Source organism: Pseudomonas sp. GL93 (assembly GCF_003408955.1).
In the GTDB taxonomy this organism is placed as follows: Bacteria; Pseudomonadota; Gammaproteobacteria; order Pseudomonadales; family Pseudomonadaceae; genus Aquipseudomonas; species Aquipseudomonas paracarnis.
Genome location: NZ_NKRF01000082.1, coordinates 60,341 through 74,013, shown reverse-complemented (window position 1 = coordinate 74,013; position 13,673 = coordinate 60,341). Strand labels below are relative to the sequence as shown.

At 61.9% G+C, this 13,673-nt stretch carries 12 protein-coding genes; 6 read left to right on the top strand and 6 right to left on the bottom strand.

Annotated features, from left to right (window positions below):
* The first annotated feature begins 46 nt into the window (after positions 1-46).
* Positions 47-475 carry a glycine zipper domain-containing protein gene (locus tag CER19_RS18290; protein ID WP_116667446.1) on the top strand — a complete coding sequence of 143 codons (429 nt, stop codon included), beginning with the start codon at positions 47-49 and terminating at the stop codon, positions 473-475.
* 163 nt (positions 476-638) lie between these two features.
* On the opposite strand, the gene treS is transcribed toward CER19_RS18290, so the two are convergent.
* Together treS and CER19_RS18280 are read right to left on the bottom strand one after the other, a co-directional pair.
* The gene (gene treS / locus CER19_RS18285) at positions 639-2,702 is read right to left on the bottom strand and encodes a maltose alpha-D-glucosyltransferase (protein WP_116667445.1); all 2,064 of its coding nucleotides are present in this window, start codon (positions 2,700-2,702) and stop codon (positions 639-641) included.
* 185 nt (positions 2,703-2,887) lie between these two features.
* Positions 2,888-3,676, bottom strand: a complete 789-nt coding sequence (locus CER19_RS18280; protein ID WP_116667444.1) for an AraC family transcriptional regulator — start codon at positions 3,674-3,676, stop codon at positions 2,888-2,890.
* Positions 3,677-3,863: 187 nt separating this feature from the next.
* Here CER19_RS18280 and CER19_RS18275 point away from each other — a divergent pair, with 187 nt between their 5' ends.
* The 5 genes from CER19_RS18275 to CER19_RS18255 all read left to right on the top strand — a co-directional run bounded on the left by CER19_RS18275 (position 3,864) and on the right by CER19_RS18255 (position 10,393).
* Positions 3,864-5,489: an APC family permease gene (locus CER19_RS18275; RefSeq protein ID WP_116667443.1), complete on the top strand. Its 1,626-nt coding sequence runs from the start codon at positions 3,864-3,866 to the stop codon at positions 5,487-5,489.
* 11 nt (positions 5,490-5,500) lie between these two features.
* Positions 5,501-6,427, top strand: a complete 927-nt coding sequence (locus tag CER19_RS18270; protein ID WP_116667442.1) for a 4-hydroxyproline epimerase — start codon at positions 5,501-5,503, stop codon at positions 6,425-6,427.
* A gap of 33 nt (positions 6,428-6,460) precedes the next feature.
* Entirely contained in the window at positions 6,461-7,408 is a 948-nt protein-coding gene (locus CER19_RS18265) for a dihydrodipicolinate synthase family protein (RefSeq protein WP_032897145.1), read from the top strand.
* Positions 7,409-7,571: 163 nt separating this feature from the next.
* The gene (locus CER19_RS18260) at positions 7,572-9,143 is read left to right on the top strand and encodes an aldehyde dehydrogenase (NADP(+)) (protein ID WP_116667441.1); all 1,572 of its coding nucleotides are present in this window, start codon (positions 7,572-7,574) and stop codon (positions 9,141-9,143) included.
* A 2-nt stretch (positions 9,144-9,145) separates the two neighbouring features.
* On the top strand, positions 9,146-10,393 hold the full coding sequence (locus CER19_RS18255; RefSeq protein ID WP_116667440.1) for an FAD-binding oxidoreductase: 1,248 nt from the start codon (positions 9,146-9,148) through the stop codon (positions 10,391-10,393).
* A 3-nt stretch (positions 10,394-10,396) separates the two neighbouring features.
* Here the strand turns inward: CER19_RS18255 and CER19_RS18250 are convergent, their stop codons facing one another.
* The 4 genes from CER19_RS18250 to CER19_RS18240 form a co-directional block, all read right to left on the bottom strand.
* On the bottom strand, positions 10,397-11,311 hold the full coding sequence (locus CER19_RS18250; protein WP_116667439.1) for an ADP-ribosylglycohydrolase family protein: 915 nt from the start codon (positions 11,309-11,311) through the stop codon (positions 10,397-10,399).
* A 37-nt stretch (positions 11,312-11,348) separates the two neighbouring features.
* Positions 11,349-12,332 carry a GlxA family transcriptional regulator gene (locus tag CER19_RS18245; RefSeq protein WP_116667438.1) on the bottom strand — a complete coding sequence of 328 codons (984 nt, stop codon included), beginning with the start codon at positions 12,330-12,332 and terminating at the stop codon, positions 11,349-11,351.
* A 93-nt stretch (positions 12,333-12,425) separates the two neighbouring features.
* Positions 12,426-12,695 (bottom strand): hypothetical protein, encoded by a 270-nt coding sequence (locus CER19_RS28810; protein WP_165861645.1) that lies wholly within the window; start codon positions 12,693-12,695, stop codon positions 12,426-12,428.
* Positions 12,696-12,846: 151 nt separating this feature from the next.
* Positions 12,847-13,455 (bottom strand): LysE family translocator, encoded by a 609-nt coding sequence (locus CER19_RS18240; protein ID WP_034127532.1) that lies wholly within the window; start codon positions 13,453-13,455, stop codon positions 12,847-12,849.
* Positions 13,456-13,673: the final 218 nt, after the last annotated feature.

Here is a 13,673-nt window from a genome sequence, read left to right as displayed (position 1 = left end):
GCTTTACCCCCGTGAGCGCCTGAGACAGCCCTTGAGGTACAAAAAAATGAAAATGACATTCCCGGCCCTGGCATTGGGCATCCTGATCTCCCAAGGGGCCTTGGCCTCTGGAGATGGTACGGCGGCGCTGGGAGGCGGTGTCGGCGGTGTGTTGGGCAATGTGGTGGGCCAGCAGCTTGGTGGCTCGACCGGTGCGGCCATCGGCGCAGGCGTAGGTGGCGCAGCCGGGAGTGCGGTGGGTGCGCAAAAAGGCAATAAGACTGAAGCTGCGATTGGCGGCGGTTTGGGCTCGGCAGGCGGTTCGCTGATTGGCAATCGCCTGGGTGGCTCTACCGGTTCGACCATCGGCGCGGGCGTGGGAGGTGCTGCGGGTGGCGCGCTGGGTAATAACCTGGCCGATGACGAGAGCGGCCATCGTTCAGGCGGTGCCAAGCACAAAAGCAACAAGCATAAGCACAAGAACAAGCACCACTGATCGCGTGGCACGGCGTTGTTAGCGAACAAACACTGACCTGTGGCGAGGGAGCTTGCTCCCGTTGGGGCGCGAAGCGGCCCCGAGCTTTTGTTCAAAAAGGCTGGGACTGCTACGCAGTCCAACGGGAGCAAGCTCCCTCGCCACAGTTATCGTTTCGTCGCCTTTACATCGGCGTGCTGCTCACCACCCGCAACGCCAGCCCTTCATAGGCGTCCAGCGTGATCGTGAACGCGCCCTCCTCGGTCAAATCGCCTTCCACTCGCTCATTGATGATATCCACCACCGGCCCCGGGGCGATGTTGGGCAGGTGCAGGGTTTCGGTGATCGGCGTGGCGCCAAAGTTCAGCGCGGTGATTTGCGTGCCCTTACCCGCTGGTAGCTCATGAACCATGATCAGCAAGCCTGGATGCTCGACGTCCGGCACCAGGATCTGGCGGCTGGCGGCGATGTCGTAGGCGCGGCGCACGGCGAGGATTTTTTGCAGTTGGGAGGCAAAGGACTCTGGGTCCTGCAGTTGGCTGTTCAGGCTGCCATACAGGCTTTTGGAGCGCGGCATTTGCCCGGCTGACAGTTCGGCGTCGGGGTTCAGGTCTACCAGATCATAGGCGCCACGGTGGATCCAGCGAGTGTCGCCATCGGCCATCAAGTGCGCCACGTCTTCGGCCGCCAACGGCAGCGCGCCCACCAGGTCCCAGCCGGACAAGGCAAACACCCCAGGCTGCATGGCGTTGTACATCACTAGCAGCAAGTGGATCTGGCGAATCTGCCGGATATCCGCCGAAGTGATCGCCTCCAGGTCACGAATTCCCAGGGCTGCGGTGATGATGCTGGCGGTGGTGCAAGACACGCCGTTGGTCACGAACTTGAGGTTATACGGCGCATGTTCGCCGGTCAGTCGTTCATACATCTGCTCGCGGATATGCTCGCGCAGGATGTTGCCGGGGAAGGTCTGGCCCTGGAACAGGAAGCTGTCATGGGCGTGCAGCGTCCAGAAGTGCACCAGCTCCAGGGTCAGTTCATCGTGGTTCTGTAGCGCGTGAATCAGCGAGCCGGGGTCGATGCCGAGGCTGTGCATCTGGCGCAGCATCAGGCGCAGGAACTCGGTGTCGCCCATCAGCAAGGCATGCTGGTAGGCGGGCCGGGTGATGAAGTCATAAGACAGGTCAGCGCCGCCGTGGGACATGGACGCGATGTCGTCCACAGTGAGGTTGAGTTCCTGAAAGCTGAACCCGCCCGCCTTGCGAATGGCGCCGCCGAGTAACTGATTGCCGGTGATCGACAGCGGATGGCTTTCGGACCAGGCCGTGCCGTCGAGCTTGCGCTCCACGCCGAGAAAGCCGTTGGCGTCCAGGCGGAGGATTTTCGCGCCCATCACGTCAATGGCGTGCAGCGCATCACCAATGATCATCTGCTGCGCAGCAAACGAAGGGTCAAGCCAGTTGAGCGACGGCTGGCCCTCCTTGAAGTAATGCAGGTACACCCAGCGCCGCGGCTTGCCATCCACGCCGAGCACAACCGGGGTGGCGCTCCAGTCGGTTTCTTTGACGCCAGGCTCGAAGAAAATCACCCGCTGCAATTGGCCGACGATGTAGTGCTTGTCGCGCAGTGCGTCTACCTGGGAGGGGCTGAGGTTTTGTGCATCGCGCCCGTCGGCCACGTCGGGCAGCAACGGCCAGTCTTCCTCGCGGATTTCGACCATGTGGTACAGGCCGGGATAGTCCTCATAGGCCATTTCTGCCAGACGAAAGTCTGCACCCTTGCCGGTGTGGGACGGGATCACATCGTCGATGATCACCGCGTTGTGCGCGGCAGCCATGCGCGTCAAGGCCTGCAATTGCACCTCGGTGCCCAATTGCGGGTCGATGTCGAAGCTGATGCGGTCGAAATTGCCGTCGATGGTCGGGGTGTGCTCGGTGCCAGACAAACCACCGGACTTCTTCAACGGGCCATTGTGAATGCCCTGGATGCCGATCTTGGACAGGGTATGCCACAAGGTTTCGTCCCCCAGCGCCTCCAGCACGGTGCCGCCTTCGCGGGTGACAATCGAGGCGGGGTAGGCAGTGAACCACACCGACGACAAGGCTGAAGCGTCACGCGGCCGGGTCTGTGCATAGGGTTGCTGCCACAGGCGGCCTTGCCCCGAATAAAGCTTGGCCCGCTGCCGCGCTGCGTGGAGCATGGAATGTTGCACCAGCCAGTTCACATGGTCGTTGTTCGCCGCGGTCATAAGCTCGGTACCTGTCGTGGTGAAAAGGGTCGGTGTAAGCATATGAGGGGCTTGGGCGCTATTCGTTGCATTGCAATAGGACGCTTACCTTGTAGGAGCGAGCTTGCTCGCGAAAAACTCACAGGCGCCGCGTTCATTCAGAAAGCGCGCGTTGTCGTTGAGGTTTTTCGCGAGCAAGTTCGCTCCTACATTAGACTTTCATCTGGCCTGCCGCCTTCCGTCGCTTGCCGGTACTGCCTCGGGGTGAACCCAGTTGAAGATTTGAACTGCCGGGTAAACGCGCTGTGGTCGGTGTACCCGCATTGCAGCGCCACCTCGGTAATCGGCAGCTCGGTATGCAACAACCGCCGGGCATGTTCCAGCCGGACTTTCTGGATCATTTGCCGGGGGGTGAGGTGAAAGACGCGCTTGCAGTAGCGCTCCAGTTGCGCCACGGAAATCCCGGCGATGCGGGTCAATTCACCCAGCGTGACACGGCGGTTGAAGTGGCTGCGGATGTGTTCGTCCACCGCCGCCAGGCGCTGATAGGCCGGGTGGGTTTCGCTGGCAGACTGCAAGTCCACCGAAATTCCGGCCAGGCCGATGATCGCGCCGAGTTGGTTGTACAGCGGCCACTTGTGGGTCAGGCACCAGCCCGGTTCGCGGGTGCCGTAGAGGTGCAATTCGAGTTGATCCTCCAGTACCAGGCCCTGCTTCAGCACCCGCCGGTCCTGCTCGGTATAGCCGGGGCCCAATTGTGCGGGAAACACTTCGGCGCTGGTCTTGCCCAGCAGCGGTTGCAGGTGCTTGAGGCCACAGCGTTGCACCAGGGTGCGGTTGGCGAGCACGTAGCGAGCGTCGATGTCCTTGATGAAAATCGCGGCATTGGGCAGTACATCGAGCATCGGCAGCAACTGCTCTACCCCGCTCAACAGCTGCTCGATGCTGTGGGGTCGGCTGCCCTGGAAAAGGCTCGCGAACGCGCTCTGCAACATGACTTTCTCAGCCCCTTTATTCGTCGACAGCCAGCAGATTGCGCCATGGGGCGAGTGCTGTCGAGCGCAGAAAATTGTGCTGAATTCGTCATCCATGCCTGCGCAAAACATCAATCGTCAGCCTGGCAGATGGGTTCAGGATAGCGCCACTGCATGCCTATCCAATAACTCACAAGAAGGCGCCGCTATGTCAGGCCAAGGCAAGTTCAAGAAACAGCTGTCACTGATGGACCTCACCTTTATCGGGTTGGGGGCCATCTTCGGTTCGGGTTGGTTGTTCGCTGCCAGCCACGTGTCTGCCATCGCAGGCCCGGCGGGGATTTTTTCCTGGTTGCTCGGTGGTTTCGCCGTGCTGCTGCTGGGCATTGTCTACTGCGAACTCGGCGCCGCCCTGCCCCGCGCTGGTGGCGTGGTGCGCTACCCGGTGTACTCCCATGGCCCGCTGCTGGGCTACTTGATGGGCTTTATCACGCTGATCGCCTTTTCCAGCCTGGTAGCAATTGAAGTGGTCGCCTCGCGCCAATACGCCGCAGCCTGGTTTCCGGAGCTGACCAAGGCAGGTTCCAGCGACCCGACCACTCTGGGCTGGCTGGTGCAATTTGCCTTGCTGTGCCTGTTCTTTGTGCTCAATTACCGCAGCGTGAAAACCTTTGCCATCGCCAATAACCTGGTGAGCGTGTTCAAGTTCATCGTGCCGTTGCTGGTGATCGGCGTGCTGTTCACCTTCTTCAAGCCTGCGAACTTCCAGGTGCATGGCTTCGCGCCGTTCGGCTTGTCGGGCATCGAGATGGCCGTGTCGGCAGGCGGCGTGATCTTTGCCTACCTGGGGCTCACGCCGATCATTTCGGTGGCCAGCGAAGTGAAGAACCCACAGCGCACCATCCCCATCGCCTTGATCCTCTCGGTACTGTTGTCCACCGCCATCTATGTGCTGCTGCAAACCGCGTTCCTCGGCGGCGTGCCTACCGAAATGCTCGCCAATGGCTGGGCCGGCATCAGCAAGGAACTGGCCTTGCCCTATCGCGATATCGCCCTGGCACTGGGCGTGGGCTGGCTGGCCTACCTGGTGGTGGCCGATGCAGTGATCTCCCCCAGCGGCTGCGGCAATATCTACATGAACGCCACCCCGCGCGTGGTGTATGGCTGGGCGCAGACCGGCACCTTCTTCAAGATCTTCACGCGCATCGATGAAAAGTCCGGCATCCCGCGCCCGGCGCTGTGGCTGACCTTTGGCCTGTCGGTGTTCTGGACCTTGCCGTTCCCGTCCTGGGAAGCGCTGATTAACGTGGTGTCTGCCGCCCTGATCCTCAGTTACGCGGTCGCCCCGGTGACGGTCGCCGCCCTGCGCCGCAATGCACCCGACATGGCGCGCCCGTTTCGGGTAAAGGGCATGGCAGTGCTAGGGCCGCTGTCGTTCATCATCGCCGCGCTGATCGTGTACTGGTCGGGCTGGAGCACGGTGTCGTGGCTGTTGGGCCTGCAAATCCTGATGTTTGTGGTGTACCTGCTCTGTGCACGCTGGGTACCGACCGCGCACCTCAATATCAAGCAGCAAGTGCGCTCTTCGGCCTGGTTGATCGGCTTCTACGCCGTAACCATTTTGCTCTCCAAGCTCGGCAGCTTTGGCGGTATCGGTGTGATCAGCCACCCGTTTGACACCTTGGTGGTGGCAGCCTGCGCCCTGGGCATTTACTACTGGGGCGCCGCCACCGGCGTACCCGCCCACTTGGTGCGCCTGGAGCAGGAAGAGGACGAAAGCGAAGCCGTCAGCGACGCGCACTACAGCGCCCCACTGTCCCCGACTACCCACTGATGGAGCACCTTATGAAACGGCTGCATGTGATTGACTCACACACCGGCGGTGAACCTACACGCCTGGTCATGAGCGGCTTTCCCGAACTGGTCGGTGCCTCGATAGCCGATCAACTGGACCATCTGCGCACCCACCACGATCAATGGCGCCGTGCCTGCCTGCTGGAGCCACGGGGCAACGATGTGCTGGTGGGCGCGCTGTACTGCGCGCCAGTCACGCCGGGGGCGACCTGCGGGGTGATCTTCTTCAACAACGCCGGCTACCTCGGCATGTGCGGCCACGGCACCATCGGTCTGGTTGCCTCGCTGCACCACCTGGGGCTGATCCAACCGGGCGTGCACAGCCTCGACACGCCGGTCGGCCCGGTCGCGGCCACCTTGCACGAAGACGGCAGCGTGACCCTGCGCAATGTGCCTGCTTACCGCTATCGCAAGCAGGTGGCGGTTGAAGTGCCTGGGCATGGCGTGGTGCTGGGCGACATCGCCTGGGGCGGTAACTGGTTTTTCCTGGTGTCGGACCACGGCCATGAGTTGCAGATGGATAACGTGAAGGCGCTGACCGACTACACCTGGGCCATGCTCAAGGCCCTCGAAGCCCAAGGCATCCGTGGCGCAGGCGGTGCGCTGATCGACCATATCGAATTGTTCGCCGACGACGCCCACGCCGACAGCCGCAACTTCGTGATGTGCCCCGGCAAAGCCTATGACCGCTCCCCCTGCGGCACCGGCACCAGCGCCAAGCTCGCCTGCCTGGCCGCCGACGCAAAACTGGCCGCAGGAGAACCCTGGGTACAAGCCAGCATCACCGGCAGCCAATTCCTGGGCCGCTATGAGTGGGACGGCGAACACGTACGCCCATTCATCACCGGCCGCGCCTACATGACCGCCGACAGCACTTTGCTGATCGACGAGCAGGACCCGTTTGCCTGGGGCATTTGAGCCCTTTATTTAAATGAACCTGGAGTTAGCACCATGAGCGACAACATCTTTACCGGCTGCATGCCCGCCCTGATGACCCCTTGCACCGCCGAGCGCCAACCGGACTTCGACGCCCTGGTCGCCAAAGGCCGCGAGCTGATCGACATCGGCATGAGTGCCGTGGTGTATTGCGGCTCCATGGGCGACTGGCCGCTGCTCACCGAGGCCCAGCGCCAGGAAGGCGTGGCGCGCCTGGTGGCTGCGGGTGTGCCGACCATCGTCGGCACTGGTGCGGTGAACAGCCGTGAGGCCGTATCCCACGCAGCCCATGCCGCCAAAGTCGGCGCCCATGGTTTGATGGTGATTCCCCGCGTGCTGTCCCGGGGCGCTTCGGTCACCGCGCAAAAGGCCCACTTTGCAGCGATCCTCAACGCCGCCCCCAACCTGCCGGCGGTGATCTACAACAGCCCCTACTATGGTTTCGCCACCCGCGCCGACCTGTTCTTCGAACTGCGCCGCGAACACCCTAACCTGATCGGCTTCAAGGAGTTCGGCGGCGCCGCCGACCTGCGCTACGCCGCCGAAAACATCACCTCCCAGGATGATGATGTGACCCTGATGGTCGGCGTCGATACCCAAGTGGTACACGGCTTCGTCAACTGCAACGCCACCGGCGCCATTACCGGCATCGGCAATGCACTGCCGCGCGAAGTGCTGCAACTGGTGGCGCTGAGCAAAAAAGCCGCCAAGGGCGATGCCAAGGCGCGTCGCCAGGCCCGCGAGCTGGAAGCTGCGTTGGCGGTGTTGTCGTCGTTCGACGAAGGCTGCGACCTGGTGCTGTATTACAAGCATTTGATGGTGCTCAACGGCGACCAGGGCTACGCCCTGCACTTCAACGAAACCGACGGCCTCAGCGCGGCCCAGCGCCGGTATGCCGAGCAGCAGTACGCGCTGTTCCGCCAGTGGTATGCCAACTGGTCGGCTGAACAGAACGCCGCTTGATTCTTTGTAGGAGCGAGCTTGCTGTGGCGAGGGAGCTTGCTCCCGCTGACTGCGCAGCAGTCTCCGGTTTTTATTAGGGGCGCTTCGCACCCCAGCGCAAGCAAGCTTGCTCGCCACAGCAAGCTCGCTCCTACAACACTCCTCTGTTTTCCAGGATGTCACCATGACTCTGACAGGCAAAATGCTGATCGGTCAGCAATCCATTTGCGGCCATCGCGATGCGATCCGGGCGATCAACCCCGCCACCAACGCCCTACTGGAACCCGCCTACGCTGGCGGAGATGAGCAACACGTCGAACAGGCTTGCGCACTGGCCTGGGCTGCGTTCGATGCTTACCGCGAAACCACCTTGGCAGATCGCGCCACGTTGCTTGAAACCATCGCTACCCACATCGAAGCCTTGGGTGATGAGTTGATCGAACGCGCCTGCGCCGAAACCGGTTTGCCTCGCGCACGCATTGAAGGTGAACGCGGCCGTACCTGCGGGCAACTGCGCGCTTTTGCCCGCACCGTGCGCCTGGGCGAATGGCTCGACGTGCGCGTCGATACCGCACAGCCCCAGCGCCAACCCCTGCCCCGTGCCGACCTGCGCCAGCGCCATATCCCCCTGGGCCCGGTGGCGGTGTTCGGTGCCAGCAACTTCCCCCTGGCCTTCTCCGTGGCGGGCGGCGATACCGCATCGGCCCTTGCCGCCGGTTGCCCGGGGATCGTCAAGGCGCATAACGCGCACCCCGGCACCAGCGAACTGGTGGGCCGCGCCATTGCCCAGGCGGTTAAGCACTGCGGCTTGCCGGAGGGTGTGTTTTCACTGCTCTACGGCGCAGGTAATGAGCTGGGTATCGCATTGGTGCGCGACCCGCGCATCAAGGCCGTGGGCTTCACGGGGTCGCGCAGTGGCGGTATTGCCCTGTGCCAAGCGGCGCAGGCACGCCCGGAGCCGATCCCGGTGTACGCGGAAATGAGCTCGATCAACCCGGTGTACCTGTTTCCTGCTGCGCTTGAAGCTCGGAGCGAAGCCTTGGCCGAAGGGTTCGTAGCGTCGCTGACCCAAGGCGCCGGCCAGTTCTGCACCAACCCTGGCCTGATGATCGCCCTGCAAGGCGCCGCTCTGGACCGCTTTATTCAGTCTGCCAGTGAGCGGCTCTCGCGTTGCCCGTCCCAGACCATGCTCACACCGGGCATCTTCAGTGCCTACGAAACCGGCGTGGCCGCCCTGGCCAGGCACGCCAGCAACGCCGCCAAGGGTTTGCCAGCGACCGGGCCGAACCAGGGCCAGGCCCATCTGTTCGTGACCCAGGCCGAGGCGTTCCTGAACAATGAACACCTGCAAGCCGAAGTATTCGGCGCCGCCTCGCTGGTGGTGCAGTGCCGCGATGTCGAGCAAATGCGTCAGGTGTCCGAACACCTGGAAGGTCAACTCACCGCCACCCTGCAGATGGATGACTCAGACCTGCCACACGCACGGGCACTGCTGCCGGTGCTGGAGCGCAAGGCTGGGCGCCTGCTGGTGAACGGCTGGCCAACTGGCGTAGAAGTGTGCGACGCCATGGTGCATGGCGGGCCCTTCCCGGCGACTTCGGACGCGCGCAGTACCTCGGTGGGCACGGCGGCGATCCTGCGATTCCTGCGCCCGGTGTGTTACCAGGACTTCCCGGGCGCCTTGCTGCCCACCGCGCTGCAGCACGACAACCCGCTGCGGTTGCGGCGCCTGCTCGACGGCCAGCGAGAAGCGTAATCATGGCCGATCCCAATCAAGCAGACATCGTCGTAGTCGGCGCCGGCATTATCGGCGTCGCCTGCGCCTTGCAGCTGGCACGCCAAGGCCGCCAAGTCGTCGTGGTCGACGCCCAGGCACCCGGCATGGGCGCCTCCTACGGCAACGCCGGCCACCTGGCAACGGAGCAGGTGTTCCCCATCGCCGACCTGTCGATCCTCAAGCGCTTGCCCGCGATGCTCCTGGACCCCATGGGCCCGCTGCGCCTGGACTGGACCTACCTGCCCCGCGCCCTGCCCTGGTTCATCCGCCTGTTGCTGAACCTACGGCCAGCGCGTTACCAGCGCACCGTGGCGGGCCTTCGCGCCTTGAACGAAGGCAGCCTGGGCGCGTGGCAACGCTTGCTGCAATCGATTGGGCAAACGCACTTGCTGCGCGAAGACGGTTCGCTATTGGTGTTTGAGCGCGCCGAATTCCGCGCTGCACTGGATGCATTGCAGCACCGCATGACCCAGCAAGGCGTCGCCGTGCACTTTTGGAGCGGCGATGCGGTACGCACGGCTGCGCCGCAACTGAGCGACGCGATACAAGGCGGTTTGTTCTTTCCCGCTACCGGACACTTTCTGGACCCGTACAGAGTGGTTGGCGAACTGGTGAACGCGGCCAAGGCCGAGGGGGTGCAATTTCTCCAGCAACGCGTTCTGGACGGACGCCTGGAGGGTAGTGGCGTTTCCCTGATGACCGACCAAGGCGTACTGACAGCGCAGCACGTGTTGATCGCCTGCGGTGCCCACTCGGGCAAACTCACCGCTGCACTCACCGGCAAACAAGTGCCACTGGACACCGAACGTGGCTATCACCTGATGCTGCCCCACGAACAACAGCGCCTGCCATTCGCGGTCACTTCGCTGGAGCGCAAATTCATCATGACACCGATGACCGGCGGCCTGCGTCTGGCCGGCACGGTCGAATTCGCCGGCCTCGACCGCCCGGCCAATATGCAACGGGCCTGGCAGTTGCACCGGTTGAGCAAAGGGCTGTTCCGGCACGACTTGAGCGACAGCGAAGCCACGCCCTGGATGGGGTTTCGTCCTTCCCTGCCCGACTCGCTGCCGATCATTGACCGGGTGTGCGAGGGCAAAGTGCTGCTTGCATTTGGTCACCAGCATCTAGGGCTGACACAAGCGGCGGTGACGGCCGAAAGGGTTGGGCAGCTTGCGGCGGGTGAGCGGGTGCCAGAACTACAGCCTTATCGGCTGGATCGTTTCTGAACCTTACTGTGGTAGGCGCGAAGTGCTGAATAACGCATCAGCCGTTTCTTGGATTTCATCGCGCATCCATAGCTTGTTCAACCAACCGACAGGGATAGCCTGGACGCCGTAGTACGCCCCCGCCAGTTGCCCAACGATTGCGGCAGTAGTGTCTGCATCATCCCCAAGGTTGGCGGCGGCGAGTATCGCCTCAGCAAAGTTGGAGGTCTGATCGAAACACCAGAATGCGGCCTCCAGCGAAGCCACTGCATAACCTGAGCCAACGATTTGAGCAGAGGTTTTATCGCGATAATCGCCAGAGGCGATAGCCTTGACCTTAGGGGCCGACAGCGCGGTGTGGGAAAAACTCAGCACCTGCTTCTTTGGAACACCGCTCAGGGCATTACTGATAGCCTCGGCCAGCAGCAGACAACACTCGATAGCCTCATGCGCGGCATGAGTAGTTCGCGAGCTTTGCTCGGCAAACAGGTGGATGTCCGCCCGATCTGGAAAGTAAAACAACACGACAGGTGCGAGGCGCATCATTGAACCATTGCCGGCCGAATACGGATGCGTTGAGCCCGCAAAAGCGTTGCCACTTAGCTGAAATTGCTCCAACGCTTCGCGAACCGTCATGCCGATATCAAAGCACTCTCCGGTAGAACTCAAGTAACCCCACTTCCACCAATTCAGATAACGTCCCATCTGGTCAATCGCGTCAAAACCGCCTTTGCGCAACAGGCTTTCGGCCAGACACAGTGCCATGGAAGTGTCGTCAGTCCATTGGCCAGGCTTAAGGCTAAACGGTCCGCCGCCTAGCATATCCGTCACCGGAGAAAAGCTGCCACGGGGCATGAATTCAACTGTCGTCCCTACAGCGTCGCCACACGCCAGCCCAAGTAGGCTGCCGCGATAACGATCCAAAAGCGTGATGTCCATTGCCACTCCTTGTGAAAATCTTTCTACACCCGCCAGGTTACTTGACCAGCCGCTTCTCCTTGGAGGGGCGATAGCCGAAATACGCGCTGTAGCATTTGCTGAAATGGCTCGGCGAGACAAACCCGCACGCCACCAGCACATCCACCTGGGATAACTCGGTGTGCTGCAACAGGCGTCGCGCCTCAGTGACGCGCAGTTCCATGTAGTAGCGTTGCGGCGTGGTGCCCAGCTGTTCTTTGAACAGGCGCTCCAACTGGCGGCGGGAACGGCCGGCGTAGACGGCGAGTTGATCGAGTTCCAGGGGCTCTTCGAGGTTGGCGTCCATCAGCTTCACCACCTCGCGCAGTGGCGCGCTGACACACATGTTTTCGGTGGGTTTGATGCGGCGGTAGCGCGGCTCTTCGAACGCCAGGATATCTTCGATGCCTTCGACCAAGGCTTTGCCATGCAGGCTCTTGATCCAGTCCAGGGCCATATGGAAAGCCCCCGAGGGGCTTGATGCGGTAAGCCGATCACGGTCGATCACATAGGGTTCGCTGGTGACCTGCGCCGCCTTGGACACTTCGGCCAGTGCCGGGCGATGCTCGGGATGGATGGCGCAGCGGTAACCCTGCAACAGCCCCGCACGCCCGAGGAACCAGGAACCGTTCCACAAACCGGCGAGGCGCACGCCTGCCTCGCCAGCACTGCGCAGCCATTGGATAAACGGCTCGCTGGCCTTGAGTTCGGTGCGAAAGCCACCGCAGATCACCAACAGGTCCAAGTCCTGCAAGCTCGCCAGCATCAGGTTCGCATCTGGGCGAATGACCAGGCCCAGGTCGCTGATGACTTCGCCCTCACCCCACCCGAAGGTGCGCGTAGCGAACAGATCGGGGCGCAACAGGTTGGCGGTCACCAGCGTATCGAGGGTCTGGGTAAAGGCCGGCAAGGAGAAGTGTTCGAGCAGCAGGAAACCGACACGGGTGACCGAGGTTGATTGCTGGGGGTTATCACTGAGGTAGCGCAGGTTCTTGCCTTGCATGCCACCGCTGAACTGGCGTCTTTCCATCGAGGGTCGGCCCACGCTTATTGTTGTGCAGTGGGCGCTATCTTAGGGGCAAATGCAGTGCCTGTCTCAGGTGACGCTCACGGCTGGCAGAGGCCACGGCGCTGATCTTGATAAAAACTGTTCGCTTGAAAAGCCACGGCCCAGGCGCTGCGCGATCATCTGATACGGTTTTTTCTTTTCAATCTGCGCCTGTATTGAAATCCGCTTGAAGCGGACAATAGCCCCATCCCGACATTCCTGTCGCCCCCTTCCCCTCGGAGGCCTTATGACCAAGATGGCAATTTTCCTGTTCGGCTTTTTGGTATTGACCATTGGCATCGGCATGTTGGCGACCATCTCGCCGGTCTAAGCCCGCGCTACCGCCCCTGTGGCGAGGGAGCTTGCTCCCGTGACGACCTGATACCCGACGCCTATCTACCTGACGCCCCGAGATCTAAATGTGGGAGCTGGCTTGCCTGCGATGACGGCCTGACAGTCATACGCCACCTCAGCCCACAAACAGCATCGGATACAGCGACAGCACCAACAGCCCGGCCATGGACCAGTTGAACATCCGTAACCAGCGCGGCTCACGCAGCAAGTTGCGCAAGCCGCTGCCACACCCCACCCACACGCACACACTCGGCAAGTTGACCACCGCAAATACCAGGGCGATCACCAGTACATTGGTGACATAACCCTCGGCCGGCGTGTAGGTAGTGATCGCCCCCAGCGCCATGATCCACGCCTTGGGGTTGACCCACTGGAAGGCCGCCGCACCGAGGAAGGTCATCGGCTTGCCGTGTTCATCCGGGTTGTCAGACATACCGCCCGCATTGGCAATCTTCCACGCCAGATACAACAAATACGCGGCGCCGACATAACGCAACAGCGTGTAGGCCCACGGAAACAGCTTGAACACCTCGCCCAAGCCCAGCCCCACACAAATCACCAACAGCATGAAGCCAATGCTGATCCCCAGCGCATGAGGCATCGAACGACGAAAGCCGAAATTCACGCCTGAGGCCAGCAACATGGTGTTGTTGGGCCCTGGGGTGATCGAAGAGACAAAAGCGAACAGCACGAAAGCTGATAACAGGCTGGTAGACATGATCATGGCGCGGCATCCAAGCGGTGGTGATGTGCCTGCGACAGTAGTGGGTTACGGCGCGCTGCGCCCCGTACAGCTGGGGTTGGATGGAGGCATACACTTTGCAACGGCGGTTCTCGGCTGGTCAGTGGTTGAGCCGCGTCGCTGGCTGTCAGCGACCGAACGCCTGGCGCAGATGGAAAATGTGCGAACTGCTGGCGGCGGCGCAGAAATAGATTGGCAGA